The sequence below is a fragment of the Bacillus sp. NEB1478 genome, from assembly GCF_031582965.1.
Taxonomy (GTDB): Bacteria; Bacillota; Bacilli; order Bacillales; family Fictibacillaceae; genus Fictibacillus.
The window spans coordinates 192,860-216,384 of record NZ_CP134049.1; the positions used below are offsets into that span (position 1 = coordinate 192,860).

Below are 23,525 nucleotides of genomic sequence, written 5' to 3' on the forward strand. Positions count from 1 at the left end.
TTTGTTTGATTAAATAAGCGCGTGAACGATGTCGAAATTTGTAGAAAGACCCAATTTTTTTGAATTAGACTCATTTATGGAGCAAACAGATTCAATTTTTCAAAAACAGACTCAATTCAAGGTTAAACAGACTCAATTTATACCTAATCAGACTTATTGCAGAAAATCAGTCTATTGATTTTCATCACAAGTCACTCACCATTGGACTTTTTCATTCAAAGTTTAAGATAAAAGGAAGTTTTCCGGCTGGAATCTTCCTTTTTTACATTGTTAAAGTATGAGATAAAGCAAAAAAGCTCTTCAAAGCATAAAAAAAACCGATCTGTATTGAGATCGGTCTCCTTTTTTAACGCCGGTTATAAAATTTCCTGCAGTACTTCTTCTTTTTGCAGTGTTTTGAAATACAAAACGGCTGTTACGGCAAAATATAGGCATGATGCTGCACATACATAGATCCAGATCTGCTGAAGCTTCTCGATCTGCCAAAGATCAAGCAGCATGAAAAGGGATGGCAATGTTAATGTTACCCACGATTGTACGAAAGCTACTTTTCCGATATATGCCTCATACGGTTTTTTAAGTGCGGATGAAAGATAGAATAAGAACCAAAGAAATGCCCACATCACCCAAATAAACGTGTTCAAAACATCATTTTCCTGAATGTAATAAACTGCTGCATAAACGAGTGCCATCATGGCCACCCACAATGAATACCAGCCAAGTCCGCTAGAATCGAAACCTTTTAGAATGGTCGCTCCTAAATAAAGATACGTAAAACCAAACAAAAAGACGGCTCCATTGTTAAACATCGACCAATTTGATTGATCGGATGTAATTATTAAATAGATTGGAGTAATGACTTGGAGCAGTCCGACCAATATATTAAAAAACGCGACACTTTTTTCTTCCGCTTTTCCAAGCAGCATTAAGCTATTTAAAAATAATGCTCCACCTGAAAACAATAATCCAATAGCACCCATATAAAAATCCCTCACTAATAGGTAAGTTTTATGAAAAACAAAAAGAGGTCAGACCTCTTACAAATAATAAATATATCGAATGCTTTAAAGGAAAGCAATGGGAATTTGAAGCAAAATAAGTTGAAATGTATAAATCTTGAATGAATTTTATCAACTTTTGTCGAATTTTGTTATGCCTCACCGGCTTTTTTGCTATAGTAAAATTATGAAAATAAAAGAAAAAGGAGGGATATCGACGTGGATGCGAATGTAAAAGATATGCAATTTGTATATGATTTCATCAATCATTTGTCAGACCCTGTACTTCTTGCTGATCGTAATGGTCAAATTGTAGCTGGGAATAAGAAGTTTCAGTTGTTGTGCGGTTTAGAAAATTGTACAGCAGGGCGTTCGGTTCATGACCTTTTAATGATTCATAGAGAAAATAAGGAAGGCACGCTGCTGACTGCAAATGGCGTCGTTCCTGTAGAAATAAAAAAGGGAACTTTGCCTGTTCAAGATGAAAATTATCATTATTTTGTATTCTTACTGCAACCTGCGATTACTCCTTCCGCACATGAGCCTTTGCTAAAAACAATCATGAATATCGTACCTGACTTTATAGGAATAAAAGATGGGGAAGGGCGCTTTGTTTTCGCGAACGAATTTGTAGGAGAACTGTTTGATTTGCAAGGATTTTCATTTACTGGAAAGACCGATGCAGACTTAGCTGCGATCCGACCGTTCTATCGCGAAGTTTTTGAGTATTGCATCCAAACAGATGAACAAGTTTGGCAAGCAAGAGAAATTGTTCGATGTGATGAATGTGTTCCTTCAAAAGACGGGGGAACTCGTTTTTTTGATGTGTATAAAATTCCGGTTTTTAATGCAGACGGTTCACGGAAAAACCTCCTCGTTTTTGGACGGGAAGTTACTGAAAAAATTGAATCGAGAGTTCTGCTCGAAGAAAGTGAAGCGAGGTACAGGCTGTTAGCGGAACATGCGATGGATATGATCACAACTCATAAACCAGATGGAACGTACACATATGTTTCTCCTGCTTGCAAAGCGCTTCTAGGCAGAGACCCTGAAGAAATGATCGGGAAAACCGGCTATGGAATTTTGCATCCAGATGATGAAGAAGCATCTTTGAAAGGTCACGAACAACTGATGCATGGTCCTTCCTCTTGCATAGTTCAGTTTAGACTGTTGCATAAAGATGGGCATTACGTGTGGCTTGAAACTTCTTGTAAAAGTATTGCAGATGAACAGGGACAAGTAACAGAAATTATTGGGGTTACCCGGGATATCTCTGAGCGAAAAAAATCAGAAGCGATCCTTAGACAATCGGATAAGCTTTCGATCGTCGGTCAGCTTGCTGCATCTGTCGCACACGAAATCCGTAATCCACTAACTTCACTTAAAGGATTTATCCAGTTCATACAAGAAAATGAGGAACTCGATGCTTCTCACTATTATAAAATCATGGATAAAGAATTGAGTCGAATCGATCAAATCATGAGTCAGCTGCTTTTGCTCGCAAAACCACAGGCGAAATTGTTTAAAGAAACATCAATAAATGAACTGCTTCTTTTTGTAGAAGCGCTTCTGAAGCCAGAGGCAGTTGTTCAAGATATAAAATTTGAAATTGATTTAAGCGAGGAATTGCCGTTCATTAAGGCAGAAGAGAACGAGCTGAAGCAAGTGCTGATCAACCTGGTGAAAAATGCGATGGACGCCATGGAAGATGGGGGCACCATTCATATAAAAGCTGAAGTATTTGTTAATAAAATTGAGCTTACAATAAAAGACGAAGGATGCGGAATCCCGCCTGAGTGCCTCGAAAAAATCGGTGAGCCATTCTACACAACGAAAGAAAAAGGCACAGGACTTGGTCTGATGGTCAGCTCAAAGATTATGAAAGAGCACAAAGGAAATCTTGAGTTTTCTAGTGAAGTAGGAGAAGGAACGACAGTGAAAATGATCCTTCCATTACCATAGGGGTCTGACCCCAAACAATTTATTTCCCTTGCCGTTATTCTAAATTTGTACAGGGTGTATTCTTGGTTTCACATATGAATGTATACTCGTTTCATTTTTACTGGTTTTAAAAGAGGGTTATTTCCCTCAAATCATTCAACAAACAAAAAAAGACTCAAAAGGATGCTGTCTTTCAGCACCTTTTGAGTCTTTTCTCATACAAGCAATCTCAATGTGTTATACATTCTCAGGATCAGCTACTTTTACTAGCTGTTTTCCTGTATTTTCACCTTTAAATAATCCGAGGAATGCATCGATCGTGTTTTCAAAGCCTTCAACGATATTTTCTTTGTAAGAAAGCTTGCCTTCCATGAGCCATTTTGCGAGTTCCATGGCACCTTCTTCAAAATGAGCAGCATAATCACTCACGATGAAACCTTTCATTAAGGCACTGTTGATCAGAAGCTGACTTTGAATACGTGGACCAACATCCATTTTTTCAAGGTTATAAAGAGCGATCTGCCCGCAGATTGGAATACGAGCACCGTGATTGAGGAGGCTAAGAACTTCGTCAGAGATTTCTCCGCCGACATTATCAAAATAAACGTCGACACCATCAGGACAAGCGGCTTTTAAAGCTTCACGCACATTCTCTGTTTTATAGTTAACCGCTTCGTCAAACCCTAGCTCATTCTTCAAATAGGCTGTTTTTTCCTCTGATCCTGCGATTCCGACAACGCGAGCGCCTTTAATTTTAGCGATTTGTCCAACGATCGTACCAACTGCACCTGCAGCTCCGCTCACGACAACTGTTTCACCTTCTTGAGGCTTCCCGATATCCAGTAATCCAAAATAAGCCGTTAATCCTGTCATGCCAAGAACACCAAGGTTAGCTGAAAGTGGAGCGATGTTTGGATCGAGTTTTCGCACCGAAATATCGTTTACGATATTATATTTTTGCCAAGGAAGGTTGCCGATGACAAAATCCCCTTCAGCTAAGTCACTTGAAAGAGACTGTACGACTTGTCCGACAACACCGCCAGAAATTACTTCATTTAATTCAAATGGAGGTACGTATGATTTTGTGTCATTCATGCGGCCTCTCATATAGGGGTCAACAGATAAATAGATTGTTTTTACGAGTACTTGATCACCTTTAAGCTCAGGTATTTCAGCCTCTTCGTATCTGAAATCACTCATTGCTGGAGTTCCTTTTGGTCTGCTCACAAGTAAAATTCGTTCGTTATTCATCTTTATCCTCATCCTCCTTAGATCTAAATTCATCTTCACGTTGTAATCATACGCTTTATTCATCACTAATCCAAAAAAAAGCACTCATCTTATCATCAAAGGTTTCGATCAGAATATAAATTTTAAATAGTTTCTCTAAAAAAGCCTCAGAAGGTTGAAGCATACGTGTTAAATCTTTTATAATGGATAGGTTATAGACAAGGTTATACACAAAAAAGGAAGTGTTGTTTGCATGGATCAAGATACAGAATTGTCTGTTGCGCTTTCGATAAGCTCAGAAGTCCATTTTAGCGGCGAGAAAGAAAAGCATCATACGGAAACCGAGGGCAAACTTTATAAAAAAGGCGATGTCACATACCTGCAGTATAAAGAAGAAATCGAAGGTGCAGGAATGGTTAACAATGTGATTAAAATAACGCACGCTGGAATTCTGATCATTCGCTCAGGCAGTGTATCTATGAAACAAAAATATTTGATTGGCCAGACAACAAAAGGGATGTACGACAGCCCATATGGCCAGCTTTGGATGGAAACGACCACACATCAAATGAATTTTCGCTGGAACCAGCAAAAACAGACAGGGGAACTGAACCTCTCGTATGAACTGGTTCTTCAAGGTGAACATACAGGAAAACATCGGATCAAAATAAATTTTCAGGAGGCAAAATAAATGAATATCCTTGACCAGGTCAAGCAGCTATTAAAAGACGAAATCGAAAATGCAGCAGTAAAAGCAGAACTTGCTAAAAAAGAAGAGCTTCCAGAAGTTGTTCTTGAAGTACCGAAAGATAAGGCACATGGTGATTTTGCTACAAACATGGCAATGCAGCTTGCACGTATCGCGAAAAAAGCACCACGTGCGATCGCGGACGAATTGGTTGCAAACTTTGATAAATCAAAAGCTTCTATTGCAAAAGTTGAAATCGCGGGTCCTGGTTTTATCAACTTTTACATGGATAATGCTTATTTAACAGATCTTGTTCCGACTGTTATTAAAGCGGATAAAGATTATGGGCGTACAGAGTATGGCAACAATAAAAAGATACAAGTCGAGTTCGTTTCTGCTAATCCTACAGGAACGCTTCATTTAGGGCATGCACGCGGTGCTGCAGTAGGTGACTCGATCTGCAACATTTTAGATTTTGCGGGTTATGAAGTTTCCCGAGAGTTTTATATTAACGATGCAGGAAACCAGATCAACAATATGGCGTTCTCTATTGAAGCACGGTACTTTCAAGCGCTTGGTCAAGATAAAGACATGCCAGAAGACGGCTACCACGGAGCGGATATCATTCAGTTCGGTAAAGACTTAGCTGCGGAATACGGAGATTCTTTACTAGAAAAAGAAGAGAGCGAACGCATCAGTTTTTTCCGTGAATACGGTTTGAAGCGTGAACTAGAAAAGATTAAGAACGATTTAGCGGAGTTCCGTGTACCTTTTGACGTGTGGTTCTCTGAAACTTCTCTCTATCAAAATGGTAAAATCGATGCTGCATTAGAAAAGTTAAAAGCTAAGGACGTTGTTTATGAAGAAGAAGGAGCAACATGGTTCCGTACGACAGATTACGGGGATGACAAAAACCGCGTTCTTATTAAAAATGACGGATCTTTCACTTACTTAACTCCTGATATCGCGTATCATAATGATAAGTTTGACCGCGGATTCGATAAGCTGATCAACATTTGGGGAGCGGACCACCATGGATACATTCCACGTATGAAAGCGGCGATCCAAGCGTTAGGCTATGAAAAAGAACAATTGGATGTCATGATCATCCAACTCGTTTCTCTATTCCAAAACGGTGAAAAAGTTCGAATGAGTAAGCGTACGGGTAAAGCTGTAACATTACGTGAACTGATGGAAGAAGTGGGAATTGACGCAACTCGTTATTTCTTTGCAATGCGTTCCAATGATACTCATCTGGATTTCGATATGGACTTAGCCGTTTCTAAATCGAACGAAAACCCAGTATTCTACGTGCAATACGCACATGCACGTGTTTGCAGCATGCTTCGCCAAGGTGAAGAAATGGGTCTTTCTTATACGGGGGATCTGGATTTATCACAAATCGACTCTGAAAAAGAGTTCGAATTGCTGAAGAAGATCGGTGAATTCCCTGCGGTTGTTACAGAAGCGGCGGATAAGCTTTTAACGCACCGTGTGACAAACTATGTATTTGAACTCGCATCTGCACTTCACAGTTTCTACAATGCAGAGCGTGTACTTGATTCAGAAAACAAAACAAAATCAGAAGCGCGTTTCGCGTTGATGAAAGCAACTCAAATTACGATTCAAAACGCATTGAACCTTGTTGGGGTGGAAGCACCTGAGCGTATGTAAATATGAAAAACCTGTCATTTGGCAGGTTTTTTCCTTATTTAAAGGAGAGGTTTGAGGAAATACGAGCGCTATGCGAAAAATACGGGCGAGTTACAGAAAATACACTCAAACTCCATCACAAAAAAGGAAAATTCTCTATTATCTTGAATCCATAAGTAGAGTAAAGGAGGATTTTTTAATGCATACGTCCAACAGAAGCCGGTATATCATCGATGAGATCGAGGGGTATTCGAAAGACTTTTCCATTTTGATCAGTATGATGAACTATGCGAGAGAAATGACAATAAGACACGTTCAGGATTTATCAATTGAAGCGCTGGACTTCAAAATCAATGGAATAGGCAACTCAATCGGGATGCTGCTTGCTCATTTCAATGCGGTCGAGAAAATCTATCAATATTTAAGCATTGAGGGTGCACACCTATCTGAAGAAGAGATTGACCGATATGCAGAAACACTTGAACCCGCAATAAGTTTGGGGGAAGCAGCGACTGTCATTTCTGGAAACACAGCGGATTTTTACATAGAAGATTTGAAAAAAACGCGCGAAAAAACGTTGAATCTTTTTCAAGAGCTTCCAGATTCCTGGCTATATGAGACGACACCTTGGTGGGAAGGGCTGCCAAGCAATAATTACTTTAAGTGGTTTCATGTTTTTGAAGATGAAATCGCTCATTGCGGACAGATTCGTTTGCTAAAAAAATACTACAAGCTATCGCAGGAAACATAAGGATAATAGGGATAATGTTATCCGCTCGTGCCATATTAATAAAATAAGATTGCTAATTAAATGAGTATGGGGGCTATTTCTTTTGAAAATTATCCTTTTATCTTTGATCACAGGCGCACTCGTCGGTTTTGTGTTCGCCTTGTTTAAATTACCGATTCCTGCTCCTCCAGCTCTTCCGGGGATTATGGGGATCATCGGTATTTATTTAGGCTATCAATTTTACATTTGGATTGCGGCTAATATTTTAAAATAAGACTGTTTTCGTAAACTTTATGGCTATTAAAAAGTAGTGGCTGATTTCGCTTTCCCAAAACAAATTTAAAAAATCGCGCTCTTTTAGAAAACAGCCTAAATAATTACATCAAAATGGAACCGCCATTTATCCTCTTAAAACCGCGTACGCTTGATAGCTCTTCAATGAGTTTCAGTGCTGCGCGGTCTTTTTGTTTAGCTGCGATCATAACGTCCAGTTTGTCTGTAAAATTGGAAACCATTTTAAAAAACGGAAGGACATAATCCAAGCTTACAAAATCGTGATGACTTCTATACGCTTTTTCGTTCTTCGGTGAGGAAAGATGGACTTTAGGCGGTCTGCCGGTGTTTTCCCATGTCTGTACAAATCGCGGTAATAATTCCTCTAATGGGGTTTCACCAGAATTTGCTTTGTAATGATGATAATCAAACATCATCGGAATATTTTCTTTTTCACATACTCCCAATGTTTCTTCGGTTGTGAATGTTTTATCATCGTTCTCAAGTGTCATCCGGCTTTTCACATTAGCCGGCAGCAATTTAATATTTTCATAAAATCGTTCTAAGGCAGACTCTTTATCCCCATAAGCACCCCCAACATGAATGTTGATGTAGCTTCGGTCTTCAATCCCCATGCCTTTTAGAAGATCATAATGATATTGCATGTCTTTAACAGCGTTCAATGTTACTTCCTTGCGCGGACTCGTGAATAATGTGAACTGATTAGGATGCATGCTTGTTCGTAAGTCATGTTTTTTTACAATGTGTTCAATTTCTTTCCGCTCTTCAGAGGTTTCCTTTAAAAAATTCCATGCCGCTTCAGGGTGAGTGGCTAATGGAACGATGGATGAAGACATCCGATAAAGTGGAAGTTCGTGTGCGATACAATAATGAAGAACCCGCAATGTTCGTTGCAGGTTGTTTTTTGTAATCGAAAGCAGCTGTGCTTCCCGTTCTTTCTTTTCGCGTTTTTGATATGTTGCAAATGTCATCGTTTTGGCTGGTGAAGCTTCATATATATTTAAGGCCGTCGAAACGAACCCAAACGAAACAATCATGTATGTCCCCCTCTAATCTCTATGTTTAGAGCATCGGTGAAATGATAAATGCGATGCCTTCTTTTAGCCGCACCCAGAACGTCCTCATTTTTTTCAACCGTTTTAATGTTAATTTTTCGGAGCGGGCAAGGTCGGATTCGATGCCTTTTTTTACTTCTTGGATATCGTTCTTATCCGTAATGATACAGTTGAGTTCGTCATTAAAAAAGAAGCTCCTGAGATCAAAATTGGCTGTTCCTATATCACACCACACTTCATCAAAAATAAAAACTTTAGAATGATAAAACCCCTCATGAAATTGATAAATAACAGCACCTGCTTGCAGAAGAGGCTCTAAATATCGATAAGAAGCTTCCTGTACAAGAGGATGATCGGGGTGCATCGGTACGAGCAGCGTTACGGAAACGCCTCTTTTGATTGCACGAAGCAAGGCCTCATTCATCTTTTTACCCGGAACGAAGTAAGGTGAACCAATTAAAATACTTTTTCTTGAACGTTGTATTTTTTCGTAAAAGAACCGGTAGATTGCTTTTCCATTTGAACCTACAAGCATATAGTCTTTTTTTAGGCAGGCTGTCATCTCTTGGTTTGAAGATTTCGGTTGTATTTCCTCACCTGATGCCAGATTCCAATCATCTATAAATGTTCTTTCCAATCCGCCGATAATCGGGCCATTCAGTCTGAGATGATAATCACGCCAGTCTCCAAGTTTTGTGTCTTTACCTAAATATTCATTGCCGACATTATAACCGCCAATAAAACCGATTTCACCGTCGATTACGGTTACTTTCCGATGGTTCCGATGGTTAGTCCGGTATAAGAAATAGGGGAAACCAGGCTTGTTGCTGTATTGAAAGTGAACCCCTGCTTGTTCTAAGCGAGAGATCGTTTGTTTTTTTATCGATCTGCTGCCTAAATAGTCAACAAGCAAACGTACTTCGACACCTTGTTGAGCCTTTTTAATTAATAGCTGGCAAAGTTCATCGCCAAGCTCATCATCGCGAAAGATATAAAATTGCATATGTATATATTGAGAGGCTTTTTTAACATCTTCAAATAAGGCATCAAACAAATGATAACCAGTTGATAAAAATTGCATGTCGCCTTTTGCGCAGTAAGGAGGTTTTTCCAGACTGATCATTCTTTTGTGTCCATAATAAAAATCAATCCCTGCTAAAATGCATAGGACTGCCAGTATCAGTACGATCCACATAATAGGTTCCTCCTCATTACATACATTCTTTTTAGTATACCCTCATGAAAGAAAAAAATTTTTAGGATGATGGCGACTGAATGCTCATTCATTTATTTTTTGTGATATAATGATGTCAGAAAATTGATTTCTTTTTGAATAATGGAAAGAGAAAGAATAAAGTTTTGCAGCGATGGGAAGGGAGAGATAAGGGATGAACGGCTTAATGATAGCTAACTGGCTTGCATTTCTTTTTGTAACCGCTTACGGACTATATTTATTCGCATATGTGGTTAAAACAAGATACGAATATATCAAGCTGGGGAAAAAAGTAGAGTTTGATCACACAGTACAAGAAAGAATTAAAGCTGTTTTAGTAAACGTATTTGGACAAAAGAAGCTTTTGAAAGATAAAAAAAGCGGAATCATACACGTTATGTTCTTTTACGGATTTATTCTTGTCCAGTTTGGAGCGATTGATTTTATCTGGAAAGGACTTAATCCAGGATCTCATTTGCCTCTAGGCCCGCTTTACCCAGGGTTTACGTTTTTTCAGGAAATTGTAACCTTCATGATTATGGTTGCGGTTGTGTGGGCTTTTTATAGAAGGTACGTGGAAAAGCTCGTACGTCTGAAACGCGGTTTCAAAGCAGGGATGGTTCTATTATTTATCGGTGGTCTGATGCTTTCCGTTTTATTAGGGAATGCTTCCGAGATCATCTGGCATGACATGCCGTATGAATGGACAGCACCTATTGCATCAGGGCTTGCGTTTGTCCTTGGTTTTATAGGGAAAACAGGCGCGGTCGTCCTTTTCTACATCTCTTGGTGGATTCACTTATTATTCTTATTAACATTCCTTGTGTATGTACCTCAATCGAAACATGCACATTTAATCGCCGGTCCTCTGAATGTATGGCTGGGCCGAAAAGATAAGGTCGGAAAGCTTGCTTCAATTAATTTTGAAGATGAAACACAAGAAGTTTTCGGCGTTAACAAAATCGAGGACTTCAATCAAAAGCAATTAGTTGATTTATATGCCTGTGTAGAATGCGGGCGCTGTACAAATGTCTGTCCGGCTACCGGAACAGGAAAGATGCTTTCTCCAATGGACATGATTGTTAAATTGCGTGATCACTTAACCGAGAAAGGTGCGGCTGTTACATCCCGTACACCTTGGATGCCTGCCTTTGCTTTCTCAAACACAAAAGGCAACCAGATTGCTTTTGAAGCAAGAGGAAAAGGGGCACAAGAAACCGCTGCAGCAACAGACGGATCATCTGCACTTTCTTATGATGTGGCGATGATCGGTGAAGTCATGACAGAAGAAGAAATCTGGGCGTGTACGACTTGCCGTAACTGTGAAGATCAATGTCCGGTTATGAACGAACATGTTGATAAAATCATCGATATGCGCCGTTACCTCGTATTGACAGAAGGTAAAATGGACCCTGAAGCACAGCGTGCAATTAAAAATATCGAGAAGCAAGGAAACCCTTGGGGGATCTCGAAAAAAGAGCGCGAAAACTGGCGCGAACTAAAAGAAGAAATCACAATTCCGACGGTTAAAGAGAAAGAAAAAGCGGGTGAGGAATTCGAGTATCTGTTCTGGGTAAGTTCCATGGGTGCTTATGATAACCGTTCGCAAAAGATTGCTCTTTCATTAGCGAAGATCATGAACGAAGCAGGCATTACGTTCGCGATCTTAGGAAACAAAGAGAAAAACTCGGGTGATACAGCTCGCCGCCTTGGGAATGAGTTCATGTTCCAAGAGATGGCGAATGCGAATATCGAATTGTTTAAAAAGCATGAAGTGAAGAAAATTATTACGATTGATCCGCATGCTTATAACACGTTTAAAAATGAATATCCTGAATTTGGTCTGGAAGCAGAAGTGTATCATCATACAGAACTTTTAGCTGAGTGGATCAAAGAAGGAAAGATTCAGCCGAAGCATGAAGTGAATGAAACAATCACGTACCATGATTCATGCTACTTAGGCCGTTACAACGAGGTTTACGAACCACCGCGCGATATTTTAAAAGCCATTCCAGGTGTGAAGGTCGTTGAGATGGATCGAAATCGTCAAAACGGCATGTGCTGTGGAGCAGGCGGCGGAATGATGTGGATGGAAGAAAAAGCAGGATCGCGTGTGAACGTGGCTCGTACAGAGCAGGCTCTTGCGGTTAGCCCAACCATGATCGGAAGCGGATGTCCTTATTGCTTAACGATGCTGAGTGATGGAACAAAAGCAAAAGAAGTAGAAGATCAAGTTCAAACCTTAGACGTAGTAGAAATCTTAGAAAAATCATTATTCGGCTCACAAAAGCAAGAAATGGTTCAATAAATGAATAAAAGTCGCCAGTTAAATCTGGCGGCTTCCCTAATGAACAGAAGTCGACTGAGCGTTCGCTCGGTTTTTGTAAGCGTTTACTAAATGACACTGGGAGGTTTTAATATGACAAAGTCAGTTATCGTCAGTGGTGCTCGGACGCCTGTTGGTAAGTTTGGCGGGGGATTAAGTACATTAACTGCTTCAGATCTTGGCGGTATCGCAATTAAAGAAGCACTTCACCGTGCAAATGTTTCACCTGAATCAGTTGATGAAGTCATTTTAGGCTGTGTCCTTCAAGGCGGCCAAGGTCAGATTCCTTCACGTCAAGCGGCGCAAAAAGCGGGATTGCCTTGGGAAACAAAGACGGAAACGATTAACAAAGTCTGTGCATCAGGACTTCGTTCGATCACACTTGCAGATCAAATTATCCGAGCTGGTGATGAAGAAGTGATTGTAGCAGGCGGAATGGAATCGATGAGCAACGCACCGTACATTATGCCGAAAGCCCGCTGGGGTTTTCGTATGGGTGACAGCACAGTAAAAGACTTGATGGTTCATGACGGATTAACTTGTACATTTACTGGCGTGCATATGGGGATCTACGGAAACGATGTAGCGAAAGAGATGGAGATCTCCCGTGAGCGTCAAGATGAGTGGGCGTTTCGCAGTCATGATTTAGCGAATAAAGCAATCGAAAACGGCATTTTTGCTGAAGAGATTGTTCCGGTTGAAGTGCCGCAGCGGAAAGGAGATCCGATTCTGGTTTCTCGAGATGAGTCACCACGAAAAGATACTTCAGTAGAATCACTTGCAAAATTACGTCCAGTATTTTCGCAAGATGGCACGATTACAGCAGGTAATGCACCTGGTGTAAATGATGGGGCTGCCGCGGTTGTTGTTATGAGTGCGGAACGAGCAGCTAAAGAAGGCAAAGAAGTGATGGCGACGATTTTAGGACATACGGCTATCGCAGTTGAAGCGAAAGATTTTCCGAAGACTCCAGGACTTGTAATTACAGAACTTTTGAAGAAAACAGGAAAATCACTTGAAGAAATCGACCTTTTTGAAATCAATGAAGCATTTGCAGCAGTAGCATTAACAAGTGCTGAGCTTGCTGGTCTTGATCTTGAAAAAGTGAACGTAAACGGTGGTGCGGTTGCACTCGGTCACCCGATTGGGGCTAGCGGCACACGCATCGTACTTACATTAATACATGAGCTTAAAAGACGAGGTGGCGGACTTGGGATCGCATCGATTTGCTCAGGCGGCGGCCAAGGCGACGCTATCTTAGTAGAAGTGAAATAAGGGAGGTAAAAAGAAGTGAGCATTCAACAAATTATGGTGATCGGCGCAGGACAAATGGGTTCAGGTATCGCCCAAGTATGCGCGATGGCAGGTTATGACGTGATTTTGCATGATATTAAAGAGGAATTTGTACAAAAAGGGATCGGAAATATCCAAAAGAACTTAAACCGTCAAGTTGAAAAAGGCCGTATGGAAGAGGGGGAAAAAGAAAAAATCCTTTCTCGCCTGACTTCTTCTGTCTCTTTAGAAAATGCCTCTAAAGCTGACCTTGTTATTGAAGCAATCGTTGAAAACATGGAAGTAAAAACACAATTGTTTAAGATGCTGGACCAATATGCACCAGATCATACGATTTTAGCGTCAAACACATCATCTCTTCCAATCACAGAAATTGCAGCAGCGACAGCGCGTCCGGAAAAAGTAATCGGTATGCATTTCATGAACCCGGTACCGGTTATGAAACTTGTAGAAATCATTCGTGGTCTGCAAACAGCCGATGATGTGTATGAAACGATCGAAGCGGTTTCGAAAAAGCTTCAAAAAGTACCTGTAGAAGTAAACGACTTTCCAGGATTCATCTCAAACCGAATTTTAATGCCGATGATCAACGAAGCGATTTTCGCGGTTTATGAAGGAGTAGCAACACCAGAAGCAGTGGACGAAATTATGAAACTCGGAATGAACCACCCGATGGGACCGCTGACACTCGCAGACTTTATCGGACTCGACACATGTCTGTACATTATGGAAACACTGCAAGAAGGCTTCGGTGATGATAAGTATCGTCCATGTCCGCTTTTAAGAAAATACGTTAAAGCTGGATGGTTGGGTAAGAAGTCTGGCAAAGGTTTCTACACCTACGCTTAAAAACTAGTATACACATCGAATTTCGGCGTTAATTTTGTCCTTGCGGTGCTCATGTAGAGCAAAAGGGGTCTGACCCCACAAAAAGACAAAACGCTATTTTGTCTTTTTGAGAAGGAAAGCTCTTTAATAGTTATATATTGCTGGATCTTAAGATAGATAGATCCAGCTTCAGCGGCTAAAAGCTCGAGGTCACATTCTCTCCCTCCTAGGATACAAAAAGCGTATCCGTTGTCAGGAGATTATGTGCTTGTCGCTTTTGGGCGAGCCGCTTCAGCATTTCGAGATGTCCAGCTTCAATGACCAGCCCCTCGAGGTCACATTCCTCTTTCCCTATGACACAAAAAGCGTGTCTTCAGTCAAGAGTTATGTGCTTGTCATGGCTAAACGGTCATTTCAGCATTTCAAAGAGAAATGGGGAGAGTCCATGAACCTCGTGTTTACGGAAGAGCAAAAGATGATGCAGAAGATGGTACGGGATTTTGCAGAAAAAGAGATTAGACCGGCTATCGAAGAAATGGAAGAGACGGAAAAGTTTCCGCGTCATCTGATCAATAAAATGGCAGAGCTTGGGCTGATGGGGATACCAATTCCTGAAGAGTATGGCGGAGCAGGGATGGATTTCACCTCCTACATCATCGCGATCAACGAGTTATCGAAGGTCAGTGCGACAGTTGGTGTCATTTTATCAGTTCATACAAGCGTTGGAACGAATCCGATCCTTTATTTTGGAAATGAAGAACAAAAGAGAAAATACATTCCTAAGCTAGCGAGTGGAGAGTACCTTGGTGCGTTCGGATTAACAGAACCGAGTTCAGGTTCTGATGCAGCAAGCTTAAAAACAAGAGCAGTAAAACATGGTGATCATTATGTGCTGAACGGTTCAAAAATTTTCATCACGAATGCAGGCGAAGCGGATGTGTATATCGTGTTTGCTTCAACAGCTCCTGATAAAGGAAGCTACGGCATTTCCGCCTTTATTGTAGACAAAGATACACCAGGATTTTCAGTAGGAAAAAAAGAGAAAAAAATGGGGCTGTACGGATCGAATACGTGCGAAATCGTTTTCGAGGATGCGCGTGTACCTGCTGAAAACTTGCTGGGCAATGAAGGGGAAGGCTTTAGAATCGCGATGAGCAACTTGGACACTGGCCGGATCGGAATCGCGGCACAATCACTTGGAATCGCTGAAGCGGCTCTCGAATATGCAACAAAATATGCAAAAGAAAGAAAACAGTTTGGCAAGCCGATCGGTGCAAATCAAGGGTTAGCATTTAAGCTGGCGGATATGGCAACGGCGGTGGAGGCGGCTAAACTTTTAACGTATAGAGCAGCAGATTTGAAAACAAACAATTTATCATGTGGAAAAGAAGCATCGATGGCTAAATTGTATGCTTCAGAAACGGCAATGAAATCGGCAATCGAAGCCGTGCAAATATACGGTGGATATGGCTACACGAAGGAATATCCAGTTGAGCGATTGTTCCGGGATGCGAAAGTGTGTCAGATCTATGAGGGAACCAGCGAGATTCAGCGTATGGTACTCAGTAAACACCTACTAGGGTAAGAGGGAGAGAATAGTTATGCAATTTTTATTATCAGAAGAACATGAAATGATCCGTAAGATGGTACGTGATTTTGCGAAGAACGAAGTAGAACCGACTGCAGCAGAAAGAGACGAGGAAGAGCGTTTTGACCGTGCGATTTTTGATCAAATGGGTGAGCTTGGACTTTGCGGGATTCCGTGGCCTGAAGAGTACGGCGGGATTGGCGGCGATTTTCTTGGCTACGTAATTGCAGTAGAAGAACTTTCACGCGTTTGTGCGTCAGTAGGGGTAACCCTTTCTGCACATACATCACTTGCTGGGTGGCCGATCTTCAAATTCGGAAATGAAGAGCAGAAGCAAAAGTTCCTTCGTCCAATGGCAGAAGGAAAGAAAATCGGAGCATACGGTTTAACTGAGCCGGGTTCAGGTTCTGATGCTGGAAATATGAAAACAACAGCGAAAAAAGACGGCGATGAGTACATCATCAATGGATCAAAAATTTTCATCACGAACGCTGGCGATGCTGAGATCTATGTTGTGTTTGCGCGTACAGATATTGAAGCAGGAACAAGAGGCGTTTCAGCATTTATCGTTGAAAAAGGAACACCTGGATTTTCATTTGGTAAAAAAGAAAAGAAACTCGGGATTCGTTCATCACCGACATTAGAGATCATTTTCGAAGATTGCCGTGTTCCTGCTGAAAACTTGCTTGGTAAAGAAGGCGAAGGATTCAAAATTGCAATGATGACACTTGATGGCGGACGTAATGGAATTGCAGCTCAAGCTGTCGGGATCGCGCAAGGTGCACTCGATGCATCCGTTACTTATGCGAAAGAACGCAAACAGTTTGGGAAAGCCATCGGGGCGAACCAAGGAATTGGATTCAAGCTTGCCGATATGGCGACTAAAGTAGAAGCAGCAAGACTTTTAACTTATCAAGCGGCTTGGAGAGAGTCTGAAGGTCTTCCATACGGAAAAGAATCTGCGATGTCGAAGCTTTTTGCAGGAGACATTGCGATGGAAGTTACAACAGATGCCGTGCAAGTATTCGGCGGTTACGGGTATACAAAAGAGTATCCAGTAGAACGTTACATGCGTGATGCGAAAATCACACAGATCTACGAAGGAACACAAGAAATTCAGCGTCTCGTTATTTCTAAGATGCTTTTAAAATAGATTTTGCTCAAGGTTTAGGAGTGGGATGTTAGGAAGAAGTTTTTTTCAGTTCTTCCGTGAAAAGTTTTTTCTATGAAATATTTGCGACAGTACTCCTTTGAAGTTGATTGGAGTAGAAGGTGCGAGACTCCTGCGGGACAGGCGGGCAGGTGAGACACTTATACGTGAAACGTACGAATGTGGCTCACCGCTTGCCCCGCGGAAAGCGAGCATCCTGAAGCGCAAATCAACCACCCATTTTAATAGGTCTAACAAAGTTTACGAAAAACGTCTGGAGGAAACCATGCATCCATTAGCTGCAAGATTCGAGAAAAAAGACGAACGGGCACTTGCCAAGGCAATCACAGTGGCTGAAAATAACGGTCCTAATCGGCTAGAGCTGCTAAAGAGCATCTATCCGATGCAAAAAGGAGCTCACTGGATCGGTATTACAGGTTCTCCTGGTGCCGGGAAAAGCTCACTCGTTAACCGTCTTATTACCTTTCTTCGCAAAAAAGGATTAACGGTTGCGGTCGTAGCAGTTGACCCGACAAGTCCTTTTAGCGGCGGCTCGATCCTCGGAGACCGTGTAAGAATGGCTGACCATTTTACAGATCCGGGTGTGTTCATCCGCAGTATGGGGACACGTGGAAGTCTCGGAGGCCTGTCCCGGTCGACGAAGGAAACGGTAAGGCTGATGGATGCGTATGGTTTTGATGTGATACTGATTGAAACGGTAGGAGTCGGCCAATCTGAACTCGACATTATGAAACTTGCAGACTCGGTAGCAGTTGTACTGAATCCGGGAAGCGGGGATGTCGTTCAAGTGTTCAAAGCGGGAATCATGGAAATCGCGGATCTTTTTGTCGTCAATAAAGCTGATATGCCAGGTGTACCGAAGCTATTAGCGGAGATTGAAGCGATGCTCGATCTTGTGAAGCATGATAGTCCGTACAGACCGCCTGTCGTACAGACGATTTCTACACAAAATATAGGATTACAAGAGATGTGGGATGCACTCTTAGCTCACAAAACGTATTTAATAGATAGTGGAGAAGGAACAGAACGGAAGCTTGCCAATTTAAAAGTTGAAGTGATGGAAGTGGTTCAGCATGAACTTTTCCAGCAAGTTTGGGCACAAGAACAGAAAAACGGATTCTCCTGGCTGACCGACTTACAAGATGGCACTACAGACCCTTATACAGCAGCAGAACAAATCCTGTTACAACGAAATCAGCCGGCAGACAGGGAAGAGAAATGAGGGAGGCCATTGGGAAGAAAAGAAGTACCTTCACTTGTTAAAGACGAAAAATTAATTCAAAAACGCCGTGAAGAAATGGTAAAAGCGGCGGTATCCCTTTTTAAAAAGAACGGATTTCACAGGACGACGACCCGTGAAATTGCAAAAGCTTCAGGATTCAGCATTGGAACGCTTTACGAATATATCCGCTCAAAGGAAGATATTTTGTATCTCGTCTGTGACAGCATCTATGACGGCGTAAAGGCAAGACTGAAGCAGGATATCAATGAGGATGACAGCGGAATAACAGGCGTGGAACGAGCAATCACGGCTTATTTTAAAGTGATGGATGACATGCAGGATGAGGTGCTCGTCATGTATCAGGAAGCAAAATCTCTATCTGCCGAAGCGTTGCCGTATGTGTTGAAAAAAGAACTAGAGATGACAGCAATCTTTGAAAAACTTTTAGCTAAATCCGTTTTAGAAGGTGAGCTGGATTTAAGCGATAAAGAGATTCAGGCCGCTGCTCATAACATTTTGATCATCGGTCAGATGTGGACGTTCAGACGGTGGGCCTTGCAAAAGATGTACACGATTGAAGAATATACACAATTACAGCTCCAGCAATTGCTTCACGGCATAAAAGGAGCATAACGAAAGGATGAAAACGATGAGCCAGACAGACATTTACCGGCCGAAAAATCCGGTGCGTTTCGTAACCGCTTCCAGTCTTTTTGATGGACACGATGCTTCGATCAACATTATGAGAAGAATCATACAGTCAAATGGCTGTGAAGTGATTCATCTTGGACATAACCGTTCGGTTGACGAAGTCGTGAGTGCTGCTATTCAGGAGGATGTGCAAGGAATCGCGATCTCTTCTTACCAAGGCGGGCACGTGGAATATTTTAAGTACATGATCGATCTCTTAAATGAACGCGGAGCAGGCCATATTAAAGTGTTTGGCGGCGGTGGCGGTGTTATTATCCCGCCTGAGATCAAGGAACTTCATGCATATGGTGTGACACGTATTTTCTCTCCTGAAGACGGTCGATTGCTTGGCCTTCAAGGTATGATCAATGTAATGGTTGAAGAATGTGATTTTCAGACGGTTACATCTTTAACTGACGAAGTGGAAAAACTTCAAGAGCGCGATGTGCGTTCTGTTTCACGTCTGATCACACTTGCTGAAAATGCGAAGCAGGCAACTGAAGAGATTGCAGCAACGGCTGAACAGACACTATCTGCTTTAAAAGGTCTTGAGAAAAAAGTACCTATCTTAGGGATTACAGGAACTGGGGGAGCGGGGAAAAGTTCACTTACGGATGAACTCGTACGCCGTTTCTTAAATGAATGTGATGATAAGACGATCGCGATTATTTCGATTGATCCTACGAAACAAAAGACAGGCGGCGCTCTTTTAGGTGACAGAATCCGTATGAACGCAATCTATCATCCTCGCGTTTATATGAGAAGCTTGGCAACACGCGGTTCACGGTCGGAGCTTTCAGATGCAATTAAAGACGCAATCGCTGTAACGAAGGCAGCTAATTTCGATTTGATCGTTGTTGAAACGAGCGGTATCGGTCAAGGGGATGCAGGCATTGCTGAAATCTCTGATGTTGCGTTGTATGTGATGACGAGTGAATTCGGCGCTCCTTCCCAGCTGGAAAAGATCGACATGATCGATTATGCAGACTTGATCGCCATCAACAAATTTGAGCGTAAAGGCTCTGAAGATGCGCTTCGCGATGTGAAAAAGCAATATCAGCGCTCTCGTAACTGGTTTGATAAAGACTTGAATGAGATGCCTGTGTTCGGTACGATCGCAAGTCAATTTAACGATGCCGGTACGAACGTACTGTTCTATCATTTGATGAAAACAATCGAAGAAAAGAGCGGTGTGAATTGGGGAATCCAGTCAGCTGCTGAGGCGATGACAGCAAAGAAGAACGTCATCATCCCTGGTGAGCGTGCTCAATATTTGAACGAAATTTCTCAAACGGTCCGTAAATATCACGAAACGGTTGAAGAACAATCGAAGCTTGCACGAAAAGCATTCCAGCTTAAAGGAACACTTGAAACGGTAAAAGAATATAACGCAGCGGGTGAAGAAATAGAATCTTCATTGAACAACACCCTTGAAAAGGTAGAAGAACAAATACATCCGTTGACTTCAAAAATGTTAAAAGAATGGCCGAAGCTGAAAGAAATGTACAGCGGGAAAGAGTTTGTTACAAAAATTCGCGATAAAGAGATCGTAACGGAACTGACGACGAAGAGTCTATCGGGTCTCGATATCCCGAAAGTCGCTCTGCCAAAGTTTGAAGACTGGGGAGAAATCGTGAAATGGATCATGAAAGAAAATGTTCCAGGTTCATTCCCTTATACAGCTGGTGTTTTCCCGTTCAAACGTAAAGGAGAAGATCCGAAGCGTCAGTTCGCGGGTGAAGGAACACCTGAAAGAACGAACCGCCGTTTTCATTATCTTTCTAAAGACGATGATGCGAAACGCTTAAGTACAGCTTTTGACTCTGTAACGCTTTATGGCGAAGATCCGGATCACCGTCCTGATATTTACGGTAAAGTTGGAGAATCCGGAGTAAGCATCTGTACGCTTGATGATATGAAAAAGCTATATGACGGCTTTGACCTGATAGCGCCTTCCACGTCTGTTTCGATGACGATCAACGGACCTGCGCCAATCATTCTAGCGATGTTTATGAACACAGCTGTTGAACAGCAAATGAAAGTTTTTGCTGAAACGAACGGTCGTGAGCCGAATGAAGCAGAAGCAGCTGAGATTAAGGCTAAAACGCTGGCATCTGTTCGCGGAACGGTTCAAGCTGATATTTTAAAAGAAGATCAAGGACAGAACACATGTATCTTCTCCACTGAATTTGCACTTCGTATGATGGGCGACATACAGCAATACTTTATTGACCATGAAGTACGCAACTATTACTCGGTTTCGATTTCTGGCTATCATATCGCAGAAGCGGGAGCAAATCCGATTACACAGCTGGCGTTTACACTCGCGAACGGCTTTACGTATGTGGAATATTATTTAAGCCGCGGCATGGATATCAATGCATTTGCTCCGAATCTTTCATTCTTCTTCTCTAATGGACTGGATCCGGAATACAGTGTGATCGGTCGTGTAGCGAGAAGAATCTGGGCAACGGTTATGCGTGATAAATATAAAGCGAACGAGCGAAGTCAGAAGCTGAAGTATCATATTCAAACGTCAGGCCGTTCTCTTCACGCACAAGAGATCGACTTTAACGACATCAGAACGACGCTTCAAGCGCTGATGGCTCTGCAGGATAACTGTAATTCACTTCATACGAACTCTTACGATGAAGCGATCACGACACCGACGGAAGAATCGGTCCGCCGTGCGATGGCGATTCAGATGATCATTACGAAAGAGCTTGGTCTTGCACGTAACGAAAACTCTCTTCAAGGTTCGTTCATCATTGAAGAATTAACAGACCTCGTAGAAGAAATGGTTCTTCAAGAGTTTGAAAGAATGAACACAAGAGGCGGTGTGCTAGGTGCGATGGAAACACAGTACCAGCGCGGAAAGATTCAAGAAGAGTCGATGTATTATGAAATGAAAAAGCATGACGGTTCACTTCCAATCATCGGTGTTAATACGTACTTGAATCCGAATCAGCCATCAGATGAAGAGTTCAACATGGAGCTTGCTCGCGCAACGAAAGAAGAGAAAGAACAGCAAATCACGAATTTAAATGCATTCCAGAATTCGAACAAGGATCAGACAGCTGAGGCGATCCAGCGTTTGAAAACCGTTGCACTTAACGGCGGCAATATCTTTGAGGAATTGATGGAAACCGTTAAATTCGCTAGTCTTGGCCAGATAACTGGTGCTCTTTATGAAGTAGGCGGGAAATACCGCAGAAATATGTAGTTTTTTTAAAAAGGAAACGGCTCAAAAGAGAAATTAATCTCTGAGAGCCGTTTTTTTTATATTAAAGACATTTTGCCGCTTTTGGCTGCCATTTCATTGAAAAACAAGACAAAGCCGTTAAACAGGTCGTCCTATCCTAAAGTTTTTGTTGTTTCTACGCTTTTGAAACGCTCATTTTTAATTAATTCCACGGTAAAGTTCCATATATCCACGTTAATTTCAATAATTCAGCGGTAAAGTCCTATATATCCACGTTCATTTTAATAATTCCACAGTAATGCCTAATAATTCCACGTTAGATTCAACCTGTCAAGTTCACCTTGATCTTTTATATGACCATTCATAAAATGAGAGAATATTAAACAATTAAACACTGCATAAAATTTTAAGTGGATTACACTAGCAAATCATCCTTTATTTTGTTTATAATGAAGAGTATGATTCTTCTAGAGAATGAGCACAATGTGTTGATATAAATGAGTGTTGAGAAGAAGGAAAGGAAGTGCCGCTGTGGCTATTTTAAAGACGTATACGAAAGAGCAAGTTTCTGAAATGTCTATGGTAGAAATCGCATTCGAAATCTTACAAGATCAAAAGAAACCTGTGCAATTCTATGATTTAGTAAAACAAATTACTGAAATTAAAGGATTAACTAAAACAGCTGTTGAAGCTCGTATTGCTTACTTTTACACAGATATGAATATTGATGGACGTTTCGTTTCATTAGGTGACAACCAATGGGGATTAAAAACGTGGTACCCTGTAGAAAGCAGTGAAGAAGAGCTGGGGGCTACTAATAAACCGACAAAACGCAAAAAAGCTTCTGAAGATGATTATGATTTCGAAGAGGACTTCGATGATGAAGACTTTGATGAAATAGACGCTGATGACGAGTTCGTGGAGGAAGACGACGACTTGTCTGATGATGACAGTGACGACGATGATGATGATGAAGATGATGATGATGAAGAGCTTGAATTCGAAGACGACGATGAAGACTTCGACGACGAAGACGATGAAGATACAGACGAGGATGAAGATAAGCTCTAACACTGTTTTAAACCGGTAATGGCAGATTACCGGTTTTTTATATGGAATTATAGAACGGTGGGATATCCTTTCGTTCCGTAAAAAAAATCAATGATAAATATGGTCGCATTACTTCTAGCATCTTGACACCGTGAGTGGAGTCGGGTAATATCATTTTTGGGCTATTCCTGTAGCTTATTTAAATAATGATTTAAATGATATGATGAATCGAGCAAAAGTGCCCCCTAACCATAGGGGAAGTGTCACTTTTGCTTTTTATTTTTACAAATTTTGTGCATCAGGCACTCCCATGTTAGTAGAAAAAGGATTAAAAGCACATACTTATTTTAGAA

18 protein-coding genes are annotated in these 23,525 nt (G+C 41.4%); 14 read left to right on the forward strand and 4 right to left on the reverse strand.

Annotated features, from left to right (window positions below; genetic code table 11):
• Nucleotides 1-356: 356 nt before the first annotated feature.
• On the reverse strand, nt 357-980 hold the full coding sequence (locus RGB74_RS00945) for an AmiS/UreI family transporter (RefSeq protein ID WP_310761123.1): 624 nt from the start codon (nt 978-980) through the stop codon (nt 357-359).
• A 237-nt stretch (nt 981-1,217) separates the two neighbouring features.
• Between RGB74_RS00945 and RGB74_RS00950 the strand changes: the two genes are divergently transcribed.
• Nucleotides 1,218-2,960, forward strand: a complete 1,743-nt coding sequence (locus RGB74_RS00950; protein WP_310761124.1) for a PAS domain S-box protein — start codon at nt 1,218-1,220, stop codon at nt 2,958-2,960.
• Between the two features lie 216 nt (nt 2,961-3,176).
• Here RGB74_RS00950 and RGB74_RS00955 read toward each other — a convergent pair whose 3' ends face one another.
• Nucleotides 3,177-4,190 (reverse strand): NADP-dependent oxidoreductase, encoded by a 1,014-nt coding sequence (locus RGB74_RS00955; protein ID WP_310761125.1) that lies wholly within the window; start codon nt 4,188-4,190, stop codon nt 3,177-3,179.
• 232 nt (nt 4,191-4,422) lie between these two features.
• Here RGB74_RS00955 and RGB74_RS00960 point away from each other — a divergent pair, with 232 nt between their 5' ends.
• The 4 genes from RGB74_RS00960 to RGB74_RS00975 all read left to right on the forward strand — a co-directional run bounded on the left by RGB74_RS00960 (nt 4,423) and on the right by RGB74_RS00975 (nt 7,514).
• Nucleotides 4,423-4,860 carry a YwiB family protein gene (locus RGB74_RS00960; protein WP_310761126.1) on the forward strand — a complete coding sequence of 146 codons (438 nt, stop codon included), beginning with the start codon at nt 4,423-4,425 and terminating at the stop codon, nt 4,858-4,860.
• Nucleotides 4,861-6,531 (forward strand): arginine--tRNA ligase, encoded by a 1,671-nt coding sequence (gene argS, locus RGB74_RS00965; protein ID WP_310761127.1) that lies wholly within the window; start codon nt 4,861-4,863, stop codon nt 6,529-6,531. It begins immediately after the preceding gene.
• Nucleotides 6,532-6,709: 178 nt separating this feature from the next.
• Nucleotides 6,710-7,261 carry a DinB family protein gene (locus RGB74_RS00970; protein WP_310761128.1) on the forward strand — a complete coding sequence of 184 codons (552 nt, stop codon included), beginning with the start codon at nt 6,710-6,712 and terminating at the stop codon, nt 7,259-7,261.
• Nucleotides 7,262-7,343: 82 nt separating this feature from the next.
• Entirely contained in the window at nt 7,344-7,514 is a 171-nt protein-coding gene (locus tag RGB74_RS00975; protein ID WP_310761129.1) for a DUF1427 family protein, read from the forward strand.
• Between the two features lie 103 nt (nt 7,515-7,617).
• On the opposite strand, the gene uvsE is transcribed toward RGB74_RS00975, so the two are convergent.
• Together uvsE and cls are read right to left on the reverse strand one after the other, a co-directional pair.
• Nucleotides 7,618-8,571 carry a UV DNA damage repair endonuclease UvsE gene (uvsE, locus tag RGB74_RS00980; protein WP_310761130.1) on the reverse strand — a complete coding sequence of 318 codons (954 nt, stop codon included), beginning with the start codon at nt 8,569-8,571 and terminating at the stop codon, nt 7,618-7,620.
• A gap of 25 nt (nt 8,572-8,596) precedes the next feature.
• The gene (cls, locus tag RGB74_RS00985) at nt 8,597-9,784 is read right to left on the reverse strand and encodes a cardiolipin synthase (protein ID WP_310761131.1); all 1,188 of its coding nucleotides are present in this window, start codon (nt 9,782-9,784) and stop codon (nt 8,597-8,599) included.
• 193 nt (nt 9,785-9,977) lie between these two features.
• Between cls and RGB74_RS00990 the strand changes: the two genes are divergently transcribed.
• The 9 genes from RGB74_RS00990 (at nt 9,978) to rpoE (ending at nt 23,193) form a co-directional block, all read left to right on the forward strand.
• Nucleotides 9,978-12,110, forward strand: a complete 2,133-nt coding sequence (locus RGB74_RS00990; protein WP_310761132.1) for a 4Fe-4S dicluster domain-containing protein — start codon at nt 9,978-9,980, stop codon at nt 12,108-12,110.
• Nucleotides 12,111-12,221: 111 nt separating this feature from the next.
• Nucleotides 12,222-13,403, forward strand: coding sequence for an acetyl-CoA C-acetyltransferase (locus tag RGB74_RS00995; protein WP_310761133.1), 1,182 nt, complete (start codon nt 12,222-12,224; stop codon nt 13,401-13,403).
• 33 nt (nt 13,404-13,436) lie between these two features.
• Complete coding sequence (locus RGB74_RS01000; protein WP_396136085.1) at nt 13,437-14,270, forward strand: 3-hydroxybutyryl-CoA dehydrogenase; 834 nt, start codon at nt 13,437-13,439, stop codon at nt 14,268-14,270.
• Nucleotides 14,271-14,694: 424 nt separating this feature from the next.
• Nucleotides 14,695-15,834 (forward strand): acyl-CoA dehydrogenase, encoded by a 1,140-nt coding sequence (locus RGB74_RS01005; RefSeq protein ID WP_310259926.1) that lies wholly within the window; start codon nt 14,695-14,697, stop codon nt 15,832-15,834.
• A 16-nt stretch (nt 15,835-15,850) separates the two neighbouring features.
• Nucleotides 15,851-16,990, forward strand: coding sequence for an acyl-CoA dehydrogenase (locus tag RGB74_RS01010; protein ID WP_310761135.1), 1,140 nt, complete (start codon nt 15,851-15,853; stop codon nt 16,988-16,990).
• A gap of 283 nt (nt 16,991-17,273) precedes the next feature.
• A complete protein-coding gene (gene meaB, locus RGB74_RS01015; RefSeq protein ID WP_310761136.1) occupies nt 17,274-18,230 on the forward strand; it encodes a methylmalonyl Co-A mutase-associated GTPase MeaB in 957 nt (318 codons plus the stop codon).
• A 9-nt stretch (nt 18,231-18,239) separates the two neighbouring features.
• Nucleotides 18,240-18,863 carry a TetR/AcrR family transcriptional regulator gene (locus RGB74_RS01020; RefSeq protein ID WP_310761137.1) on the forward strand — a complete coding sequence of 208 codons (624 nt, stop codon included), beginning with the start codon at nt 18,240-18,242 and terminating at the stop codon, nt 18,861-18,863.
• 16 nt (nt 18,864-18,879) lie between these two features.
• Complete coding sequence (icmF, locus tag RGB74_RS01025) at nt 18,880-22,143, forward strand: fused isobutyryl-CoA mutase/GTPase IcmF (protein ID WP_310761138.1); 3,264 nt, start codon at nt 18,880-18,882, stop codon at nt 22,141-22,143.
• Between the two features lie 510 nt (nt 22,144-22,653).
• A complete protein-coding gene (gene rpoE, locus RGB74_RS01030; protein WP_310761140.1) occupies nt 22,654-23,193 on the forward strand; it encodes a DNA-directed RNA polymerase subunit delta in 540 nt (179 codons plus the stop codon).
• Nucleotides 23,194-23,525: the final 332 nt, after the last annotated feature.